This is a genomic window from Methylobacterium sp. PvR107 (assembly GCF_017833295.1).
Lineage (GTDB): Bacteria > Pseudomonadota > Alphaproteobacteria > Rhizobiales > Beijerinckiaceae > Methylobacterium.
Genome location: NZ_JAFIBW010000001.1, coordinates 2,748,208 through 2,767,030, shown reverse-complemented (window position 1 = coordinate 2,767,030; position 18,823 = coordinate 2,748,208). Strand labels below are relative to the sequence as shown.

General features: G+C 71.0%; 21 protein-coding genes and 1 pseudogene. 11 read left to right on the top strand and 11 right to left on the bottom strand.

The window, feature by feature from the left end; translation table 11 throughout:
- Positions 1-123 precede the first annotated feature (123 nt).
- From JOE48_RS12990 to phnN, 5 genes and pseudogenes are all read left to right on the top strand, one after another.
- Positions 124-954, top strand: a pseudogene (locus JOE48_RS12990) (alpha-D-ribose 1-methylphosphonate 5-phosphate C-P-lyase PhnJ); the annotation flags it as partial.
- On the top strand, positions 951-1,724 hold the full coding sequence (gene phnK / locus JOE48_RS12985) for a phosphonate C-P lyase system protein PhnK (protein ID WP_210030299.1): 774 nt from the start codon (positions 951-953) through the stop codon (positions 1,722-1,724). The pseudogene JOE48_RS12990 and the gene phnK, both read left to right, overlap by 4 nt.
- Positions 1,721-2,428 carry a phosphonate C-P lyase system protein PhnL gene (gene phnL, locus JOE48_RS12980; RefSeq protein WP_210030297.1) on the top strand — a complete coding sequence of 236 codons (708 nt, stop codon included), beginning with the start codon at positions 1,721-1,723 and terminating at the stop codon, positions 2,426-2,428. The genes phnK and phnL overlap by 4 nt, the downstream gene beginning before the upstream one ends.
- A gap of 9 nt (positions 2,429-2,437) precedes the next feature.
- The gene (locus JOE48_RS12975) at positions 2,438-3,574 is read left to right on the top strand and encodes an alpha-D-ribose 1-methylphosphonate 5-triphosphate diphosphatase (protein ID WP_210030295.1); all 1,137 of its coding nucleotides are present in this window, start codon (positions 2,438-2,440) and stop codon (positions 3,572-3,574) included.
- On the top strand, positions 3,574-4,104 hold the full coding sequence (phnN, locus tag JOE48_RS12970; protein ID WP_210030294.1) for a phosphonate metabolism protein/1,5-bisphosphokinase (PRPP-forming) PhnN: 531 nt from the start codon (positions 3,574-3,576) through the stop codon (positions 4,102-4,104). Before JOE48_RS12975 ends, phnN begins: the two co-directional genes overlap by 1 nt.
- Before the next feature lie 7 nt (positions 4,105-4,111).
- On the opposite strand, the gene JOE48_RS12965 is transcribed toward phnN, so the two are convergent.
- The 6 genes from JOE48_RS12965 to folE all read right to left on the bottom strand — a co-directional run bounded on the left by JOE48_RS12965 (position 4,112) and on the right by folE (position 10,376).
- A complete protein-coding gene (locus JOE48_RS12965) occupies positions 4,112-5,215 on the bottom strand; it encodes a TAXI family TRAP transporter solute-binding subunit (protein ID WP_210030293.1) in 1,104 nt (367 codons plus the stop codon).
- 45 nt (positions 5,216-5,260) lie between these two features.
- Positions 5,261-6,328, bottom strand: a complete 1,068-nt coding sequence (locus tag JOE48_RS12960) for a hypothetical protein (RefSeq protein WP_210030292.1) — start codon at positions 6,326-6,328, stop codon at positions 5,261-5,263.
- Between the two features lie 731 nt (positions 6,329-7,059).
- A complete protein-coding gene (gene aqpZ, locus JOE48_RS12955; RefSeq protein WP_210030291.1) occupies positions 7,060-7,800 on the bottom strand; it encodes an aquaporin Z in 741 nt (246 codons plus the stop codon).
- A gap of 331 nt (positions 7,801-8,131) precedes the next feature.
- Positions 8,132-9,115, bottom strand: a complete 984-nt coding sequence (locus JOE48_RS12950) for a patatin-like phospholipase family protein (protein WP_210030290.1) — start codon at positions 9,113-9,115, stop codon at positions 8,132-8,134.
- Positions 9,112-9,534 carry a phosphoribosyl-AMP cyclohydrolase gene (gene hisI, locus JOE48_RS12945; protein WP_210030288.1) on the bottom strand — a complete coding sequence of 141 codons (423 nt, stop codon included), beginning with the start codon at positions 9,532-9,534 and terminating at the stop codon, positions 9,112-9,114. The genes JOE48_RS12950 and hisI overlap by 4 nt, the downstream gene beginning before the upstream one ends.
- Positions 9,535-9,557: 23 nt before the next feature.
- A complete protein-coding gene (gene folE, locus JOE48_RS12940; RefSeq protein WP_210030286.1) occupies positions 9,558-10,376 on the bottom strand; it encodes a GTP cyclohydrolase I FolE in 819 nt (272 codons plus the stop codon).
- A 259-nt stretch (positions 10,377-10,635) separates the two neighbouring features.
- Here folE and JOE48_RS12935 point away from each other — a divergent pair, with 259 nt between their 5' ends.
- Positions 10,636-11,079, top strand: a complete 444-nt coding sequence (locus JOE48_RS12935) for an iron-sulfur cluster assembly scaffold protein (RefSeq protein WP_210030284.1) — start codon at positions 10,636-10,638, stop codon at positions 11,077-11,079.
- 4 nt (positions 11,080-11,083) lie between these two features.
- On the top strand, positions 11,084-11,416 hold the full coding sequence (gene yidD / locus JOE48_RS12930) for a membrane protein insertion efficiency factor YidD (RefSeq protein WP_210030282.1): 333 nt from the start codon (positions 11,084-11,086) through the stop codon (positions 11,414-11,416).
- Between the two features lie 350 nt (positions 11,417-11,766).
- Here yidD and JOE48_RS30290 read toward each other — a convergent pair whose 3' ends face one another.
- A complete protein-coding gene (locus JOE48_RS30290) occupies positions 11,767-12,228 on the bottom strand; it encodes a hypothetical protein (protein WP_245252811.1) in 462 nt (153 codons plus the stop codon).
- 546 nt (positions 12,229-12,774) lie between these two features.
- On the opposite strand from JOE48_RS30290, the gene JOE48_RS12920 reads away from it, so the two are divergent.
- On the top strand, positions 12,775-13,128 hold the full coding sequence (locus JOE48_RS12920) for a hypothetical protein (protein ID WP_210030279.1): 354 nt from the start codon (positions 12,775-12,777) through the stop codon (positions 13,126-13,128).
- 26 nt (positions 13,129-13,154) lie between these two features.
- On the opposite strand, the gene JOE48_RS12915 is transcribed toward JOE48_RS12920, so the two are convergent.
- Positions 13,155-13,367 (bottom strand): hypothetical protein, encoded by a 213-nt coding sequence (locus tag JOE48_RS12915; RefSeq protein WP_210030277.1) that lies wholly within the window; start codon positions 13,365-13,367, stop codon positions 13,155-13,157.
- A 327-nt stretch (positions 13,368-13,694) separates the two neighbouring features.
- Here JOE48_RS12915 and JOE48_RS12910 point away from each other — a divergent pair, with 327 nt between their 5' ends.
- Positions 13,695-13,871, top strand: a complete 177-nt coding sequence (locus JOE48_RS12910) for a hypothetical protein (RefSeq protein WP_210030276.1) — start codon at positions 13,695-13,697, stop codon at positions 13,869-13,871.
- A 150-nt stretch (positions 13,872-14,021) separates the two neighbouring features.
- Here JOE48_RS12910 and JOE48_RS12905 read toward each other — a convergent pair whose 3' ends face one another.
- Together JOE48_RS12905 and JOE48_RS12900 are read right to left on the bottom strand one after the other, a co-directional pair.
- Positions 14,022-14,249: a hypothetical protein gene (locus JOE48_RS12905; protein WP_210030275.1), complete on the bottom strand. Its 228-nt coding sequence runs from the start codon at positions 14,247-14,249 to the stop codon at positions 14,022-14,024.
- A 313-nt stretch (positions 14,250-14,562) separates the two neighbouring features.
- A complete protein-coding gene (locus JOE48_RS12900) occupies positions 14,563-15,006 on the bottom strand; it encodes a DMT family transporter (RefSeq protein ID WP_210035730.1) in 444 nt (147 codons plus the stop codon).
- A gap of 241 nt (positions 15,007-15,247) precedes the next feature.
- Between JOE48_RS12900 and JOE48_RS31045 the strand changes: the two genes are divergently transcribed.
- The gene (locus JOE48_RS31045; protein WP_210030274.1) at positions 15,248-17,170 is read left to right on the top strand and encodes a mechanosensitive ion channel domain-containing protein; all 1,923 of its coding nucleotides are present in this window, start codon (positions 15,248-15,250) and stop codon (positions 17,168-17,170) included.
- Here the strand turns inward: JOE48_RS31045 and JOE48_RS12890 are convergent.
- The gene (locus JOE48_RS12890) at positions 17,155-18,063 is read right to left on the bottom strand and encodes a hypothetical protein (RefSeq protein ID WP_245252810.1); all 909 of its coding nucleotides are present in this window, start codon (positions 18,061-18,063) and stop codon (positions 17,155-17,157) included. The two genes, JOE48_RS31045 and JOE48_RS12890, sit on opposite strands and share 16 nt — an antisense overlap.
- 274 nt (positions 18,064-18,337) lie before the next feature.
- Here JOE48_RS12890 and JOE48_RS12885 point away from each other — a divergent pair, with 274 nt between their 5' ends.
- The gene (locus JOE48_RS12885; protein WP_210030273.1) at positions 18,338-18,760 is read left to right on the top strand and encodes a group III truncated hemoglobin; all 423 of its coding nucleotides are present in this window, start codon (positions 18,338-18,340) and stop codon (positions 18,758-18,760) included.
- The last annotated feature ends 63 nt before the right edge of the window (positions 18,761-18,823 follow it).

The window sequence follows — 18,823 nt, the reverse complement described above, 5'->3', positions numbered from 1 at the left end:
TCCCCCGTGTCGGGAGGGGTCAGGGGTGGGGGCGGTGCAGGAGGTACCGCTGCGCTCAATCCTGCAGCACCCCCACCTCCGGCTCCTGCGCGCACGGGAGAGGAGAGGGGTGACACAGGCACCGGCTACAACTTCGCCTATCTCGACGAGGGCACGAAGCGGATGATCCGCCGGGCCATCCTCAAGGCGATCGCGGTGCCGGGCTACCAGGTGCCCTTCGCCTCCCGCGAGATGCCGATGCCCTACGGCTGGGGCACCGGCGGCGTGCAGGTCACGGCCGCGATCCTCGGGCAATCGGACGTGCTCAAGGTCATCGACCAGGGCGCCGACGACACCACCAACGCGGTCTCGATCCGCCGCTTCTTCGCCCGGACCGCCGGGGTGGCGACCACCACCCGCACCAGTGAGGCGACGATCATCCAGACCCGCCACCGCATCCCCGAGACGCCCCTCGCCGAGGGCCAGACCCTGGTCTATCAGGTGCCGATCCCTGAGCCCCTGCGCTTCCTCGAACCGCGGGAGACCGAGACGCGCCAGCTTCACGCGCTCGCCGAGTACGGCGCCATGCACGTGAAGCTCTACGAGGACATCAGCCGGCACGGCCACATCGCCACCACCTACGCGTATCCGGTGGAGGTCGCCGGCCGCTACGTGATGGACCCGTCGCCGACGCCGAAATTCGACAACCCCAAGATGGACGATTGCCCGGCCCTCCAGCTCTTCGGCGCGGGCCGCGAGCGGCGGATCTACGCGGTGCCGCCCTACACGCGGGTGCGCAGTCTCGACTTCGAGGACCACCCGTTCCGCGTGCAGGAATTCACGCAGCCCTGCGCGCTGTGCGGCGCAAGCGGCCACTATCTCGACGAGGTGGTCACCGACGATGCCGGCGGCCGGATGTTCATCTGCTCCGACACCGACATCTGCGAGACCCGCGTGGCGGAGGCCGGCCGATGAGCGCGCCGCTCCTCTCCGCCCACGGCCTGACCAAGGCCTACGGCAACCGCCTCGCCTGTGCGGGCATCGATCTCGACGTCACCGAGGGCGAGGTGCTCGCCATCGTGGGCGAGTCGGGCTCGGGCAAGTCGACGCTCCTGTCGCTGCTCGCCGGCGAGCTGGCCCCCGATTCCGGCGCGGTCCGCTACCGGATGCGCGACGGGCGGACCCGCAGCCTCGCCGATCTCGGGCCTGCCGAGCTGCGCCGGCTGATGCGGACCGACTGGGGCTTCGTCCGCCAGGATGCCCGCCAGGGCCTGCGCATGGCGGTCTCGGCCGGCGGCAATGTCGGCGAGCGGCTGATGGGGATGGGCGAGCGCCATTACGGCCGGATCCGCGGCCAGGCGCTCGACTGGCTCGGCCGGGTCGAGATCGAGGCCGGCCGGGTCGACGACCCGCCGAGCCAGTTCTCCGGCGGCATGCGCCAGCGGCTCCAGATCGCCCGCAACCTCGTCACCGGGCCGCGTCTCGTGCTGATGGACGAGCCGACATCGGGCCTCGACGTCTCGGTCCAGGCCCGGCTCCTCGACCTGATCCGGCGCCTTTCGGCGGAACTCGGGCTCGCGGTGATCATCGTGACCCACGACCTCGCGGTGGCGCGGCTGCTCTCGCACCGGATCGCCGTGATGCGGGCCGGCCGTGTGATCGAGACCGGCCTGACCGACCGGGTGCTCGACGATCCCGAGCACGCCTACACCCAGCTCCTCGTCTCCTCGGTGCTCGCGGCATGAATGCGCTTCTGACTTTCGAGGACGTCGCCAAGAGCTTCACCCTGCACCTGCGCGGCGGCATCGTGCTGCCGGTGGTGGGCAATGTGAGCTTCACGGTCGCGCCCGGCGAGTGCGTCGTGCTCGGCGGCCCCTCGGGCGCGGGCAAGTCCTCGCTCCTCAAGATGGCCTACGGCAATTACCGCTGCGACGCGGGTGCCATCCTGGTCCGCGACGGCGACGCCGTGGTCGACGTGGTCCGGGCCGACCCGCGGGTGGTCCTGGCGCTGCGGGCGCGGGTGATCGCCTACGTGTCGCAATTCCTGCGCGTGATCCCGCGGGTCTCGGCCCGCGACGTGGTCGAGTCCGCAGGCCGCGAGGGTGGGCTCGACGCCGGGACGGCGCAGGCCCGCGCCAAGGACCTGCTCGCCAGGCTCAACCTGCCCGAGCGGCTCTGGGACTTGCCGCCCGCGACCTTCTCGGGCGGCGAGCAGCAGCGGGTCAACATCGCCCGGGGCCTGATCGCCGACAGGCCGCTGCTGCTCCTCGACGAGCCGACCGCCTCCCTGGACGCGCAGAACCGCGCGGTCGTCGCCGGGCTCGTGCGCGACAAGCTCCAGGCCGGGGCCGGCGTGCTCGGCATCTTCCACGACAGCGAGATGCGCGACGCTGTGGCGACCCGGGTGGTCGATGTCACCCGCTTCGCGCCGCAAGCCCGGGCAGCCTGAGGAACACCCATGGACGACCTGATCCTCGAGAACGCCACCCTGGTCCTGCCCGACCGGTTGCAAAGCGGCTGGCTCGCCGTCTCCGACGGGGCGATCGCCGAGATCGGCGAGGGCCGGGCGCCCGCGCGCGGCCTCGACTGCGCCGGCGATTACTTGATTCCCGGGCTGATCGAGCTGCACACCGACCATCTCGAGAGCCACTACGCGCCGCGCCCCAAGGTCCGCTGGCACCCGCTCGGCGCGGTGCTCGCCTACGACGCGCAGATCACCGCCTCGGGCATCACCACGGTGTTCGATTCGCTGCGCGCCGGCAGCGATCCGGACGGCAGCGGCCTCGGCTCCGAGCTGGAGCAGCTCGCCGGCGCCATCGCCACCGCCCGGGCCGGCGACCTGTTCCGGGCCGAGCACTTCACGCATCTGCGCTGCGAATTGCCCTCCACCGACGTCCTCGACACGGTGGCGTCCTTCACGGCCCGCTATCCGGTGGGCCTGATCTCGCTGATGGACCACACCCCGGGCCAGCGGCAGTTCCGCGACATGGAGAAGTACTACACCTACGCCACCCGCGGCGGCCGGCCCATGGAGGAGATCCGCGCCAACACCGAGCGCAAGATCCGGGACGGCCGGGCGCTGAACGCGAAGAACCGGCCGGCCCTGGTCCAGTTCGCCCGCGAGATGGGAATCCCGCTGGCGAGCCACGACGACACCACCCTGGCGGATGTCGATCTCGCGGTCGGGGAGGGGGTGCGGCTCGCCGAATTCCCCACCACCCTGGAGGCGGCCGAGTCCGCCCACCGGCACGGGATCACCGTGATGATGGGGGCGCCGAACCTGATCCGCGGCGGCTCGCATTCGGGCAACGTCGCCGCCGCCGCCCTGGCCGAGGCCGGGCGTCTCGACATCCTGTCGTCGGATTACGTGCCCGCCAGCCTGCTGATGGCGGCCTTCCTGCTGCCCGAGCAGGTCCCCGGCATCTCCCTGCCGGCGGCGCTCGCCACCGTCACGGCGAACCCGGCCCGGGCCACCGGCCTGACCGACCGCGGCGCCCTGGAGGCCGGCCTGCGGGCCGACCTGGTGCGGGTGCAGCGGGCTGAGGGCGTGCCGGTGGTCCGCGCGGTCTGGCGCGCCGGCGCGCGGGTCGCCTGATGCCGGGCCGCCTCGTCCTCGTTGTCGGCCCGAGCGGGGCCGGCAAGGACACGCTGATCCGGCTGGCCCGCGAGGCTCTGGCCGGCGATCCGCGCTACGTCTTCCCGCGCCGGCTCGTGACGCGGCCGCCCTCGGCGGACGAGGACAACGACCAGATCGACGAGGCCGCCTTCGCCGAGGGCTGCGCGGCGGGCCGCTTCACCCTGAGCTGGCGCGCCCACGGCCTCGGCTACGCCCTGCCGGAGGCGGCGGGCCGTCTCGCGGCCGACGGGCACGTGGTGGTCTGCAACGTCTCCCGCCGCATCGTCGCCGAGGCCCGGGCGGCTGGCCCGCCTGTGAGCGTGGTCGAGATCACCGCGCCCCCCGAGATCCTGGCGCAGCGCCTCGCGGCCCGCGGCCGGCCGGAGGACGGCGACCTCGCCGCGCGCTTGGCGCGGGAGGCAGAGGTCGAGCCGGATGTGCGGATCTTCAACACGGGGGCGCCGGAGGAGGGCGCGGCGCGCCTGGTGGCGCACCTGCGCGGGTGTTGAGCGGCGATCACTGGCCCTGCCGCCATTTCAGATAGGCTTGGTAGATCTCTTCCTTCCCGGCCTTCCGGTTGGGCTGTGACTGGAAGAACCGGTCGAGATCCGGCCTGTCGGCAGCCTCCGGCTCCCGGTGGCGATCGAGCCATTCCTGCGCGGGCCGGAAGCGCGTCCAGCCGTTCACCGAGGCCGCAAGGTTGACCTCGCGCCATTTGGGATGCCGCTGCGGAGCCAGGAACTTGTCGAACTGGCCGAAGAAGGCGTCGACGAAGCGGACGAGCTTGTCGTAGCGCGCCGATCCCCGCGGGCTGTTGTAGACGCCGAGGATCGTGCCCACCGCGACGGTCTCCACCGCCTCGTCGGCCACGAGCTTCGGATAATCGGCCTGGGTCAGGGCCGCGGGCATGTAGGCCTCGTTCATCGTGTCCGGGTAGGGCGCCTTCACGAAGTGGAAGCGGTCCCCCGGCTCGAAGCCCGCGATGAAGGCCACGGGCTTCGCCGCCACCGACACGACGGCCGCGATCTCGCCCTTGCGCAGCATCTCGAGGGCGGTCGGCTGGTCGACGTTGATCGCCTCCACGGTCACGCCGAGTTCGCGGAACATGGCCCGGCCGCTGTAATCGGTGCCGCTGCCCTTGACGTCGAAGCTGACCCGCTTGCCGGCCAGATCGCCGATTGTCCGGACCGCCTTGGGCGCGATGACGTGGAGTTCGTCATCGAACAGCTTGGCGATGAACTGGATGTGTCGCTCGATGTTCTTGAGCCGCTTGTCCTGCCGAAGCTGCTCCAGCGTGTCGGTGCGGACGAAGCCGAGGTCCACGCCTTTCAGGAAGCGGATGTCGTAGGCGTTCTCGCCCGCTCCCTTGCCGAGGATCGGCAGGACCCGCAGCTTGTCGCCGTCGTCCAGCACGAAGGCGAGATCGGCACCGACGCGGAAGTAGGTTCCGCCGGGCGTGCCGGTCACCACCGTCACGGTGTTGGCGTTCATGCGCTCGCCGAGGGCGGCTTCCGTTGCCGGGCCGATCTCGGGCGGTGTGGTATCGGGCGCGGCGGCGGCGGGGCCGGACGCCATCACGGCGAGCCCGAGAAGGGCGGCGTATCGGGCAAGCCTCTGCATGTGCGTGTCCCTCGATGATCGTCGGAATGCGGTCAGGGCGCGCTGTCAGCGGCCCGTCGCGGCGAGCAGCCGCTCATCCGTCTGGGTCTGGCCCGCGGCCTTCGCGTACAGGCTTCTGGCGAGATCCGGATCGGCCCGCAGGCCGCGCACGTTCCAGCGTCGCAGCATGGCCGGGTCCCAGGTCTGGGCCAGGAGGAAGGTCGCGTTCGGCGCGTTGCGCGCCTGTGCACGCTCCAGCAGGAGGCGGGCGCCGCTGATATCGCCGCGCTGGATCAGGCCCCTGGCACGCTCCACCAGCGGGTCGGCCGGCGGCGCCGGCTGTGCCTTCCCCACGGGACGCGCAGCCCGTCCCGCCTCGTCCCCGGCGACCGGCCGTGCCGCGACGACGGCCGACGACGCCGGGCCAGCGTTCACCGGGGTGTTTCCGGCAGGCGTGCCACGGGTTGACGGCACCCCGACCCCCTCGGTCGCGACCGAGGCATCCGGCGCCGCTGTGTTGGCAACGATTGGGGTGGCCGACGCCGCGCCGCGCGTGGGCGCCGTCGGCGTCTCGGGGCCACGCGGTTCGTTGCCTCGGACGGTCGCGGGGCGGTCAGGCGTATTGGGCAGGAAATTGACGTTGAGGAGGCTCGTCGCAACATCGACCTGCCCGCCGGGTTCCGGTGTCCAGATCGCCGCGACGGCGAGCGGAAAGCTGCTCTCGCGCTCGTCGGTCTGCGTGATGTGGATGTTCGGAAGATCCCACGCGCTGATGTCCACCTCCCGCTTGTCGTCGGACGGCGAGAAGGTGTTGGTCGAATCGCTGATCGTCACCCCTCGGGGCAGGCCGAGCAGGTGGATGGCCTCGATCGAGATCGCGCCCACGCGGATAAGTCTGACCTCCAGCGGGAGCGGGATGCCGAGCTTTCCGGTCACATCGTGCGTGGCAACGAACAGTTCCGAAATCCGGCCCTGCCCGGGATCCGCCTCGCTTCCGCTGCCGGGTGTGGCGGCATCGCCAGGCGCCTTGCCGGCCGCGATCTGCGCAGAGGCCGGTAGCGCGAAGCAGACGATCGACGCGAGCGCTGCCAGAATCGGCGCGTGTCCCGCTCTATTTCGGTAAGGCGTTTCCATCGGATGCACTCCTTATAGGGCGCTATTCCGTTATATATCGTGCCGATTACAATAATGGTCCTTGAGCGTCAATTAACGTTGGTTAGCGTGTGAGGCGATCTCGTGAAAAACAGCGACGAAATCAGTGTCCTTGAAACTGATGCCGGCACGGGATCTGGTCACGTCACAGGGATCACGTTCGGTGCACGCGCACGGGCGGCTCCATCTCGACCACGTCACGACTCTGGGTCGTTTTGGCCGATCGAGATCGTCAGCTTGCGCGAAGAGCGTGCCGCGAAGCCGGGTCGCGTAAGTCAGGCGGTCGAGCGGAATGCCACCTGAATGAAGGCCATACTGGCCGGCAAGTTCTCCGGGAGGCAGGTAAATGACTTGAGATCAGTAAGCGAAAAAGGCTGCTCCGGAGCGGCTTTGATCAATTTTGGCTGCCGAATCCTGTGAAATAATAAACCGTCCGCTTCGGGACGAACGGGCACGTGGCGATCCGCAGCGTCGCACGCCGCAATGTCGCCGGCGCCCGGGCGGACCGCCTGTGAGCGTGGTCGAGATCACCGCACCCCTGAGGTCCTGGCGCGGCATCTCGCGGCCCGGGCTGCTCACGACCTGAGGCAGGCCTTCGACGGTCCGCTCCCGGGGTGGTTCGGCCGGCCGCGGGACCGCCTGTTGCAGCCGTTGCGAAGGCAGCCGGGACATATCGCCGATCCGGGCCGCCCTCGTCCGGAAGGAAGCTGCCTTCAAACAGCGGCCTGCTTCTCGACCACGGTCGTCTCGACGATGTCCGCAGGTTCATACAGCCACCGGGCCAAGGCCCCCGCCGCCATCGCGCCCACAATCGGCGCCAGCCAGAACAGCCAGAGCTGACCGATGTACTCGCCGCCTGCGATCAGGGCCGGTCCCGTGCTGCGCGCCGGGTTGACCGAGGTGTTGGTCACCGGGATCGAGATGAGGTGGATCAGCACCAGGGCGAAGCCGATCGGGATACCGGCAAATCCCACCGCGGCGCCCTTCGACGTCGTGCCGATGATGATGAACAGGAAGAAGAATGTCGTCAGAAACTCGGTGATCAGGCAGGCTGCAAGCCCGTACTTGCCGGGGCTGAGCTCGCCATAGCCGTTGGACGCGAAGCCGTTCGGAACCCAGCCGGCCTTGCCGGAGGCGATGCTGTAAAGGATTCCTGCGGCGAGAACGGCACCGATCACCTGGGCGCCGATATAGGGCAGAACGTGCCGCGTCGCGCAGCGATGGCCCGACCAGAGTCCAAGGGTCACGGCAGGATTGAAGTGGCCGCCTGAGATGTGGCCGACGGCGTAAGCCATCGTGAGCACCGTGAGACCGAAGGCGAACGCGACACCCAGGAAACCGATCCCGAGTTCGGGGAACGCGGCTGAGAAGATGGCGGCGCCGCAGCCGCCAAAGGTCAGCCAGAACGTGCCGAAGAACTCGGCCGTCGCCCGCCGCATCGTATCATGATCCATGCCGCTACCTCCCGCTGCTCAGGCCTGCGAGGCACTCATGAAGCAGGTCTCGAAAGGGTTCTTCGCGCGTCGCGCGGGTGACGTACCTGCGTCCGTTACGGACATTCTGCTGGTGCAGCACGCGATGATTGCATGTCACAGAATGAAGTGCAATTATGAGGTCAGAGATTATTTTTAATACAATATAAATTTGTAGAATTGCCCTGAACGGCCGTATTGAATGGTGACTTACTGTGCGCTGGCCGACGACCGATTGCCCGAGGCGATGGGGGGAAGGAGCGCGTCGGGACGGCGGGCTCCGCGACCTCGCTCACGATGGGGCGCCTTCCGCTCAAGCCCGCGCCGCCGCCCCCTCCAGCACCCCCCGGATCCGCGGCAGCGCCGCGCGGGCGGCCCTGTGCCCCAGCGCGATCCCCTCGGCGGCGCGGTGGAAGTCGAACAGGCCGAATCCGGTCATGTCCGGGCCGATGGCCACGTCCGGCGGGTCGCGTTCCAGCCGCGCCCGGGAGATCCGGTCCTGGGTGATGTTGAACGCGTCGAGCACCACCCGGGCGATGCCCGGCACGGCGATCTCGGGCTCGGCCCGGACGAAGCCCGGCAGGCGCCCGCGCACCCCCTGCAGGAAGCCTCGGCGCGGGGCCGGCTCCGGCGCCTCGCGCACGACCGGGCCGCCGGTATCGCCGTTGAGGTTCACGCAGATCACCAGATCCGCGCCGAGCGACCGGGCCAAAGCCACCGGCACCGGGTTGACCAGCGTCCCGTCCATCAGCACCCGGCCGTCATGGGCCACCGGGGGGAACAGGCCGGGAATCGCGTAGGAGGCGCGCACCGCGTCCACCGCCGGCCCCTCGGTCAGGCTGACCTCGTGGCCGGTGCCGTATTCGGTGGCCACGCAGCCGAAGCGGATCGGCAGGGTCTCGATCCGGCGCTCGCCGAGATCGGCGGCGAGCCGCTGGCGCAGGCGGTTGCCGGCGATCAGCCCGGAGCCCGGCAGCCGCGGATCGATCAGCCCGACCACCCGGCGCCGGGTCAGCGCCCGCGCGAAGGCTTCGAGCCGGTCGAGCCGCCCGGCCGCGTAGCAGGCGCCGACCACCGCGCCGATGGAGCAGCCCGCCACCACGGTCGGGGTCAGGCCCGCCTCCTCAAGCGCCCGGATCACCCCGATATGGGCCCAGCCCCGGGCCGAGCCGCCGCCGAGCGCCAGCCCGATCACCGGGCCGGCGCTCGGCGGTGGCCGGACCGGCTCGACGGTCCCGGGGAGGAACAGCGACTCGGCCGATTCGCCTTGCCACCGGGTGGCAAGGGGCCGGCTCATCGCCCGGCGGCCTTCAGGACGACGCGGCCATCCGGCGCCCGCGCGACGCTGCGGTAGAAGCAATCCCGCCGGCCGGTGTGGCAGCAGCCGCCGTCGCCGCCGACCTCCACGCGGATCAACAGGGCGTCCTGGTCGCAATCGACCCGCATCTCGACGACGCGCTGGATCTGCCCGCTGGTGGCGCCCTTGTGCCAGAGTTCCTGCCGGGACCGCGACCAGTACCAGGCCTCGCCGGTCTCGAGCGTGCGCGCCAGCGACTCGGCGCTCATGTGGGCGAGCATCAGCACGCGGCCGTCCTGCGCGTCGACCGCGATGCAGGCGACGAGCCCGTCCCGGTCGAAGCGGGGCGTCAGGGCCGTGCCCTCCTCGACCTCGGCACGGGTGCCGGGGGGGTCGAACGCGCTGCTGCTGTCGGTCATGGCGCCGAGGATCGTCCGGGACGTTACTTGGCGCCGCCGCGCACGAGGGTCAGGAAGCGGACCTGCTCGTTGGCGTCGTCCTTGAACACGCCACGGAACTGGCTGGTGATCGTCGAGACCCCGGCCTTCTGGACGCCGCGCATCGCCATGCAGAGATGCTCCGCCTCCACCATCACGGCGACGCCGCGGGGCTTGAGGATGCTCTCGATCACGTCGGCGATCTGAGCCGTCATGGTCTCCTGCGTCTGCAGGCGGCGGGCGAAGGTGTCGACCACCCGGGCGAGCTTCGACAGGCCGACCACGCCCTTGGTCGGGTAATAGGCGATGTGGGCAAGCCCCATGAACGGCACCATGTGGTGCTCGCAATGGGAATGGAACGGGATGTCGCGCACCAGCACGATGTCCGAGTAGCCCTCGACCTCCTCGAAGACACGCTCGAGCAGCGCCTCGGCATTGACGCCGTAGCCGCCGAACAGCTGCTCGTAGGCCTTGGTGACTCGGGCCGGGGTGTCGCGTAGGCCCTCGCGGGCCGGGTCGTCGCCGGCCCAGCGCAGGAGCGTGCGCACGGCGGCCTCGGCCTCGGCGCGGCTCGGGCGGCCGGTCTCGATCCCCTCGGGCACCCGGGTCGCCGAGGCCGGCTCCGGGGCGATCCCCACGGACCGGCCGTTCGCCGCCGGCCGATCGTCGTTGCGCATGCCGTTCAGACCTTGCCCGTTGATCCCGTTCCGGTCGAAACCGTGGCTGTCGCTCTGATAGGACAAGGATTTGAGCGCGGCATCCATGGCATCTCCGGCCCGCGCGATGCGGGACTTCATCGGGGTGCTGTCGGGCTTGGCGTACATCGTCGGATCGCGTCGGGCGTTTGAGGGAAGATCCCGGGCTCGAAAAAGGTTTCAAGCCGGCGCCCCGGGTCGATGAAAGCCTGGGCTCACCCCGGCCGTGGGCGCGACCCTGGTCGACGACGCGCCTCCTCGCGAAGCAGCCGTGTGGGGCCTATATCATCGTTCGCGCGGCAACACGCAATGCGCAGGCACTGCGCGGGTCGCGCGGCAGAGTCCCGGGGGCTCTGCGCGGCTCTCTGCGCCCGCGGCTGAGGATCCGATGCTCGACGACATCTACAACCGCCGTATCCTGGAACTCGCCGCCGATATCCCACGGCTCGGCCGGCTGGAGAGCCCGGATGCCAGCGCCACCGCGCATTCCCGCCTGTGCGGCTCGACCGTGACGGTCGATCTCGTCCTGGGCGCGGACGGGCGGGTGGCGGATTTCGCCCACGAGGTGCGCGCCTGCGCCCTGGGTCAGGCCTCCTCGTCGCTGATGGGCCGGCACGTGGTCGGCGCCAGCGCGGACGAGCTGCGCGGCGTGCGCGAAGCCATGCGGGCGATGCTCAAGGAGAACGGCCCGGCGCCGGACGGACCTTGGGCGGATCTGGCGGTGCTGGAACCGGTGCGGGAGTTCAAGGCGCGCCACGCCTCGACGCTCCTGACCTTCGACGCCGTGGTCGACGCCCTGGACCAGATCGCGGCCAAACGGCGGGCTGCGTGAGCGCGTGATCCGGCGCGCCGCGCATGGGCTGATTCGCGGCTACCAGCTCACCCTGTCGGGGCTGATCGGCCGCCAGTGCCGCCACTGGCCGAGCTGCTCCGAGTACGCCGACACGGCGATCACCCGGCACGGGCTGTGGCCTGGCGGCTGGATGGGCTTCGCGCGGATCTGCCGCTGCGGCCCGTTCGGCACCCACGGCATCGACCTCGTGCCGGAGCGGGTGCCGGCGGGCTCCACGTGGTACCGACCCTGGACCTACGCCCGCTGGCGCGGCGTCGAGGCGCCGCCCTCGCCCTTCGCCTGCGAGTCCGTGCAGGAAAGGGCGGAGACGCGCTGAGCGGTTCGTTCCTGTTTTGTTTCACGTGAAACAGGCGGTGTCGATCCGCTGACGCGCGCCGTCATCCCGAGGCCGTGCAGCGGAGCCCGGGATCCAGACCCGCCGACGCGTGAAAACCCGCACTGACAGCGGCTCTGGATTGCCCGCCTCCGGGCCTGCCCGTCCGGGTCCGGGCTCGCCTGCGGCGCCCCGGAATGACGGGATTGCCCGACGGGCCCATGCCATCGGCAGGCCGATCATTCGTCTCACGCGTAGAGCCCGGAGCCCGCACCGGACACGGGGGCACGGCGCGGCTGTCGCGACCGGGGGCGCCGCCCTTCCAGACCGTGGTAAGGCGATCGGGAACGGCTCTAGCTGACCTTGTCGTCGGGCTCGGTCGGCTCCACGCTGGTCCCCAATGCTCCGCCGCGAGGCGCATCGGCCGGATCGTTCCGGTCCCGGTTCGAGAGGCCGCCGCTCGCGGCAATGCGCGTATCATGCGGGTGCGTCGCGCGCCGTTCGGCTCCGCTCAGCTCCTTGCGGGTCGGGAGGGGCCGCCAAGGAGCCGGGGCGGCGCCGAGACGGAGGGCCGCAGGGGCCCGCGTGAGGAACACCGCAAGCACCACCCACGGGACGACGAAGAAGACAAACGCGGCCAGGCCCATGGCGATGCTCCGATGAAGTTTTGCAGTAATGGTGAGAACGCCGGCCATCCATGACTGATCCCGCCGCGGCAAGCTCAATCGATGTTGCGCCGCACCGCATTGATCGTCCTCGGCGGCGCAATGCACCGCCATGCCGACGCGACCCGAGCACCGCTTCTTCTCTCCCATCGACCGGCCGGAGATCTCGGACGTGATCCGGTTCGGCCCGCGAAAGCTGGTTGTGAGGGCTGCGGACGCGGCAGGGACGGAGGGCCGCACCCCGGCGACGGCCGCTGCGGAACGGGAAGGCCGACTGAGGGCGCGCTGCGGGGGCCGAGGCGGATCCGCGCGGCGCCGGGGACAGGTTCGGCGGCTCCCGATCCTGAACACGCCGCGACGCGGCCGCTGCGCGTGTTCCTCAGCACATCGGACCGGAGCGCTTGAGCATAGTTCTTCCTCAACGACGGCAGCCGCCGCCCATCCCGTGGAGATCGTCATGTCCCTCTCAGCCCGCCTCGTCCTGCTCAGCGGTGTCGTCGTTCCGGCCGGAGCCTTGCTCGTCGGTGCGTATGTCGCCCTCGTCAGCCTGGCGCTGCCGATGCACTTCGCCTGAAAGCCTGCGCGGCGTGCAGCCTGAAGCAGGGCCGCCGCCGAGACGCCCTGCAACGCACCGTCCTCAGATATTGCCGTCGCGCGTTACCGCGTTGTACGGGTGCTCATCGCCAGAGACCTGCCGTGCGCCACCGAGCCCTCGTTGCCGTCGTCCTTGCCATCAGTGCTCAGGCTGCGCCCGCGCGCGCGCAGCCGCAGGAGCAGGCACTGGCCCTGCTTCGGGCCTCCAGCGCGCAATCGGCCATCATCACGTTCTGCGGCAAGCACTACGCGATCGACGGCACGACTGCGCTGCGGATCTCCCAGACCGCGCGAGACGTGGCCACCGAGGTGTTGGGCCAGGAGCGCGCGCACGCCGCCTTCAAGGACGAGCTGGCGCGGCGTTATGCCGAGGTGCAGGAAGTCGGGGAGCGGCAATGGTGCACCGACCAGCGCGCGGCGCTGTCGGAGGGGGACGTTCGGATCTTCAAGGACTGAGGCGCACGCACGCCCCGCTCGGCGGCTCAGTCGCCGCTGTCGCCATCACCGGCGTCGCCGCCGGCATCCAGCAGCCAGTCCGGTATCCCGGGGAGGACGTCCCCGGCCACCACGCCGGCGGAGTCGAGGGCCCTTCCCGCCTTCGCCTCCTCGCTCTCGGCTCGAACCTCCGCGAACAGCTTGCGCGCCAGGCGGTCGAGTTCCTCGTCCGACAGCGTCTGGTCTGGCTCGTCCGTCATGGCCGTCCCTTTCGCGGACCGGCCGCTCGGCCCCACCCCGATCGGTTCACGAGGCGGGGGAGCGTCCGATCTCACCAGCGCGGGCCGATACGCAACGCGGCCCGACCGCAGGGTGCCAGGATTGCGTTAGCGGCCCGTCAGCGCCGCCGGCCCCGTGGTGTGCCGGATCAGGCCAGGGATTGCGCGGCGAGCCCGTGAAGGCTCCTGCGCGACGGTGCTTCACGCGATTCCGGTTGCACGCCCCATATGATGGCGACCGGTCTGTGAGCACGGGTCCCGGCCATGCGGTATCACCTGCGGATCGCTCGAACCCGCCTGCAAGGCAGCGTGGACACGCACAGCACCGTCCTCAACGCCCCGACCATCGAGGCCGCGATCGACCGCGCCATCGCGATCGTGGACAGCGTCCTCGACGGCCGGCCCGGCGTTGCGACGCTCACCAGTCCCTATCGCGGCCTGATCTGGGCGCATCGCCAGAACCTGCCGCCTCCCTCCTGGCCGTAGACGAAGCCGAGCGCCCATCGACCTGCTGCGCGCTCTGGCAACGGGCAGACGTGTCGGAGCGCGCCTTCAAGGCGGCCGTGGCCGCGGCGCGGACGCCGCGTGCCATCGCGGGCTGACGGAGACTGGGCCGGCTCCAGCCGTACGGGACCGTCAACGCAATCCGTCGGCGGGTCCACCCACGTGCTGACCCGAGTACCGGTAGGCAGGCGCGGGCCGGTCGTGGGTCACCGAGATCCCCGGCAGCAGGATCGCGGCGTTGTCGCCGGCGTAGCCCGCATAGGCTGACGCGGGGTAGGGGCTGTGCCTGCTGTCGATGCCCTGCGCGAAGGCGGGCGTGGCAACGGCGACCAAGGCGGCAGCGAGGATGTGGACCTTCATGACGCTCTCCATGCGTATGCGTTTGACTTCGCGGGGAAGCCATCCGGTCAGTCGGGTCGCGTGAGGAAGATCGTCGGTCTGGCGGTCTTGATCGCGGCGGCTGTGCTTGGCCGGCAGTGACCTCTCAACGGCGGTCCTCTGCCGATCGTTCGCCGGATTTTGTGCGCCGCCACACAAGGCACGCGGGTGGCGTGCCGAGAGGTTTCGAGGGATCCGTCCCGGCCTGAGGCCTCGGAGCGCACGATAGCCCCGGATCCTGTCGGCTCCGTTGCCCGAGACGACATTCTGCTGGGCCGCAACGCGGCCTGCGCACTCAGAACAGGGCGACCATCGCCACACCCGCGAACATCCGCACGGCGCCGAGGGCCCGCCACAGAGTGGCCGGATGGACCGGGACGCCGAACCATCCGTAGTTGTCCAGCACGAGCGAGACGGCGACGCCCACCGTCACGATGATGCCGCGGAACGACGCGGCGCCGATCGCGGGCGAGGCGTAGAGCTGGGCCAGGATCGACAGGACACTGAAGAACCCTCCGAGCCAGGCCCACCAGGGCACCGCAGCCAGTTGCTGTCCGCTCGACATCTCGCGCTTTCCGATGGCGAGGCCGCCGATCAGCAGAGCCGCCGAGCTGACAAGGCGCGTGATCACACGCGCGGTGACGGGGAGGCCGAGCGACTTCGACAGCGTCGCGTTCTGGCCAGGCTGAATCGCGTTCGCGATGCCCGCGAGGATGGTGAGACCGGAGAGGAACAGCACGTTCGGCTCGGGCGCGAACACGCGGCCAAGCTCCGCCGAGAGGGGGATGCGCGGGGTTCTGCCGCACCGCCGAAGCCCGGTGCGCCGCGTGTCCGGCCGGCGACCTCGATCCCCGGGAGGACGGAGGGCTCGGCCTCCGGCCCGCGGTGGCGATGCGGTCGCGCCTGTGCGCCGGCCCGGCCGAGCCGGTGGCGTGAGGCGCGCAGTGGTGTAGGAGGGCGTGACGACCCCGGCGGCAACGGTGTCGCATCCTTCTCGTGTGTGGGTCGCGGTTCATGCGCGCAAGCCGGTCGTGGTGATCCCCCGCTTGATCGGGGGCCTCGCGTTCATCGCTGTCCTGTGGGCCTTCCCGACCGCACCCCACGCGCAGACGCCCCCGCCCGGCTTCGGCGGCCTCGCGCTCAGCCGCGAGCTGGACGAGCACCTCCGCACCATCCACGACAGGTCGAACCATCTGGCGGCGGCGGCGGCCGGCATTCCGTCGGCGACCGCCAGGGCGCTCACGGATATCGTCGCGGACGAGACGTCCTCGCCGGCCGGTCTGGCCGCCCGCCTGCTGCTGCTCTGGTTCGGGGGCTGGCTCGCCGAGCGGCTGTTCTGGCGCTGGTCGGCGTCGTGGATGCAGCGGATCGTCGACAGCCCCCTGGACACGGCGCGACAGCGGCTTCTGGCGCAGGTCCAGCGCGTCCTGTTTGCCCAGACCCTCGTCCTGAGCTTCGCGGCCGGCGCGTGCCTCACCTATCTTGTCGCCGCCCCGCCGGGTGCGGCCGGCGTCATGGCCCTCGACGCGCTCCTGGCCATCGTCGCCGTGCGCAGCACCCGCGCCCTCGGCCGCTTCCTGCTGGCCCCCGGCGGCGCGCGGCTGCGTCTCGTGGCCCTGCCGACGCAGGCGGCGTGGCGTGCGCAGCACGGGGTCACGACACTGGCCTTCACGGCAGCGACAGGGCTGTTATGGGCGGCCCTGCTGCGCTTGGGCGGTGCCGATCCCGCGATTGCGGACGCGGTCACCAGCCTGACGCTGCTGCTCGTCGCGCTGATGGTCCCCGCCGTCGTCGGCGTGGTTGCCGTGTCGCTGCGCGGGCCCGACAGGCGGTCGCCGCGCCCGGCCGCACTGGTCCTCGGGCTTGTTCCCGCCGCCGCATGGCTGCTGGCCCAGGCCGGCCTGCCCAGCGCCGCCTGGGCCACCCTGGTCCTCGGCGTCGCGCCGGCCCTGTCGCTGGCCCTGGGCGACGCGGCCCGGACGGTCGCGTTCGGGCCGAACCACGCCGGCGTGCTGACGCGCGAGGAGCGCATCGTCGCGCGGGCCGCCCGCAACGTCGCCCTGATCGCGGCCCTGCTCCTCCTCGCGGAGCGGCTGCCGGGCGCGGATGGTGGGCTGGGCCCGGCGATGACCGCGCAGATCGTGTCGGCCCTGCTGATCCTGCTCGGGACCGACCTGGCGTGGCAGGTCGTCCGGAGCCTCATCGACCGCGGCCTCGCCCATGTGGGCGGGGACCCGCGCGCGGACCGCCTCGCCACGATCCTGCCCGCCATGCGCACGGTCGTGCTCGTCGCGCTCTCGATCACGGCCGCCCTGAGCATCGCCTCCGCCTTCGGCCTGCAGATCGGTCCCCTGCTGGCGGGCGCGGGCGTGGTCGGCCTGACGATCGGCTTCGGCGCGCAGGCGCTGGTCCGCGACGTCATCGCGGGCTTCTTCCTGCTCCTCGACGACGCCTTCCGGGTCGGCGAGACGATCGAGAGCGGCAGCCTCCAGGGGCAGGTCGAGGCGTTCTCGCTGCGCTCCGTCCGGCTGCGCGACGACAACGGGCACATGCACACGGTCGCGTTCGGCGAGCTGAAGGCGGTGACGAACTTCTCGCGGGACTGGGCCGGACTGGAGGTGCCGGTCTACGTGCCGCACGGCGTGCCCTATGCGGCCGCGGCAGGAGTGATCGAGGCGGCGATCGCGGAGCTGGAGCGCGACGCGGTGCTGAGCGCCCTGATGGTGACACCGCCCAAATTCGTGGGCCCGACGGCCCTGTCGGAAACGTGCGTGCGGCTCGCCGTGCAGGTCCGGACCCTGCCCGGCAGCCAGGCGCGGCTCAGGTCGGAGCTGCTGCGCCGCATCCTGTCCGGCATGGCCGAAGCCCATGTTCCGCTCAGCACCGGTCAATCGCCCGCTTGATCCCGCGTGGTCCGCCGGAGGCCTGGCGCGAGCCCGGATTCCGCAGGTGCGCGTGATCCTCCGCGATCGGAGGCCGAGCGCGGGATCACGCGCGCCGCCTGCTGATCCGGACGCCGCTGCAGAGCGAGCAGCCCGGCTGAATAGGTCAGCGAGACGAGGAGCGCGGCCGTAAGGGCGAGGGCGGCGCCGAACGGCTCGACCAGCAGATGAAGCGTGAGCAGCGTCAGGCCGAAGCCGAAAACGCCGCGGATCGTGATGCTCGCCAGCCGGGCCATCGCCGTCCCGCCGACGCGGCGGTGCAGGATCACGAAGGTGCTCGTGAGGGTGACCGGGTAGGCGGCGACGACCCCGGTCCGCGCCGGGCCCAGGGCCGAACTCACCGCGAGGACAGCCGTCACGAACAGCGCGACGGCGGCCGCCCGGACGATGAGGTCGAGCGGCCGGGGCCGCGCGACGGTGGTGCTCCGGGCGAGCGATGTGCGCGCCGCCGGTCGGGTCAGCAGGGTGCCGGCTCCGTACACGGCCGCATTGAGCAGGAACGCCGTCAGCGGCGTCCACGTGACGGCCGAGATCGGTGCGGCCGCTGCGAGCCACGCCGCCATCGCCGGGCCCAGGCTGAGGGCCAGGCCCCGGCCGGCCGCGCGCCGGGCGTAGACGATCAGGAACACGCCCGTCGCCGCGGTCGCCGCGAAGCCGTTGAGGGCCGCGCCGGCGACGAAGGCGGGATCGTGTTCCAGGGCCATGAACAGGTAGGCCGGTCCGGCCGAGACCGGCAGGCTGATGATGAGCGCCCCCCAGACCGGCCCCAGGAATTCCGCCAGCACCGAGGCGAGCACGACTACGGCTCCCGAGGTCAAGGCCCGGATAAGCGCTGTCACCCAGATCGCTGACAAGACCGTATCCCGTGCGTCGTGTCGCCGATTCGCGGCGGCTTCAGAGTCGAGGCCTCGCTATCATGCGCGACGGGGGACGGGCGAAAGCGGCCTGCGCGACGTCGCGCGATTCTGGGCGGGTGTGGCGCAAGCCGCCGCAGGATCATCCGGGCTCTGGATCCGTCCTCTGCAGCGGCTCGAAGGCCGATGTTCGGCTGCGCACCGCTCCCGGTCCGTCGCGGCTCACGTCCGCGCGCCTCTTGAACGGCCCGGGGCCCGTCGGCATGTCGTGGGCATGCCCGATGCCACGCTCGACGAAGCCAGCCTGTCCCGCTTTCTCGACGCCTTCTACGCCCGCGTGCGCGGCGATGCGCTGATCGGCCCGGTCTTCGCAGCCGCGATCCCCGACCCGGACTGGCCGCTCCATATGGCGACCATCCAGGCCTTCTGGTCCTCAATCCTGTTCAAGACCGGCCGCTACAAGGGCAATCCGTTCGGCAAGCATCGCGCCTTGGGCCAGCTTCAGCCGACGCACTTCGCCCGCTGGCTCGGCCTGTTCGAGGAGACCGCCCGCGCCCACTTCCCGCGTGACGTGGCGGCCATCCTGATCGAGCGTGCGCACCGCATCGGCGACAGCCTCAAGGCGGGCTTGTTCTTCCGGCCGGGTCCGTCAGGAGCGATCACAGGCGATCCCTTCCCGGATGCGGTCGGCGGATGATCGCGCCCGGCCGGATCTCTGCGGCCGTCATCGGCGCCTGCGGGCGCAAACAGGGATGCAAAG

Coding starts and splice junctions, on each gene's coding strand:
- aqpZ (WP_210030291.1), bottom strand. CDS start 7,800: ATGGATCATGATACGATGCGGCGGGCGACGGCCGAGTTCTTCGGCACG.
- JOE48_RS12960 (WP_210030292.1), bottom strand. CDS start 6,328: ATGGAAACGCCTTACCGAAATAGAGCGGGACACGCGCCGATTCTGGCA.
- phnN (WP_210030294.1), top strand. CDS start 3,574: ATGCCGGGCCGCCTCGTCCTCGTTGTCGGCCCGAGCGGGGCCGGCAAG.
- phnL (WP_210030297.1), top strand. CDS start 1,721: ATGAATGCGCTTCTGACTTTCGAGGACGTCGCCAAGAGCTTCACCCTG.
- JOE48_RS12935 (WP_210030284.1), top strand. CDS start 10,636: ATGCTCGACGACATCTACAACCGCCGTATCCTGGAACTCGCCGCCGAT.
- JOE48_RS12975 (WP_210030295.1), top strand. CDS start 2,438: ATGGACGACCTGATCCTCGAGAACGCCACCCTGGTCCTGCCCGACCGG.
- JOE48_RS12965 (WP_210030293.1), bottom strand. CDS start 5,215: ATGCAGAGGCTTGCCCGATACGCCGCCCTTCTCGGGCTCGCCGTGATG.
- hisI (WP_210030288.1), bottom strand. CDS start 9,534: ATGACCGACAGCAGCAGCGCGTTCGACCCCCCCGGCACCCGTGCCGAG.
- JOE48_RS30290 (WP_245252811.1), bottom strand. CDS start 12,228: ATGGGAGAGAAGAAGCGGTGCTCGGGTCGCGTCGGCATGGCGGTGCAT.
- phnK (WP_210030299.1), top strand. CDS start 951: ATGAGCGCGCCGCTCCTCTCCGCCCACGGCCTGACCAAGGCCTACGGC.
- JOE48_RS12885 (WP_210030273.1), top strand. CDS start 18,338: ATGCCCGATGCCACGCTCGACGAAGCCAGCCTGTCCCGCTTTCTCGAC.
- JOE48_RS12905 (WP_210030275.1), bottom strand. CDS start 14,249: ATGAAGGTCCACATCCTCGCTGCCGCCTTGGTCGCCGTTGCCACGCCC.
- JOE48_RS12915 (WP_210030277.1), bottom strand. CDS start 13,367: ATGACGGACGAGCCAGACCAGACGCTGTCGGACGAGGAACTCGACCGC.
- JOE48_RS12950 (WP_210030290.1), bottom strand. CDS start 9,115: ATGAGCCGGCCCCTTGCCACCCGGTGGCAAGGCGAATCGGCCGAGTCG.
- folE (WP_210030286.1), bottom strand. CDS start 10,376: ATGTACGCCAAGCCCGACAGCACCCCGATGAAGTCCCGCATCGCGCGG.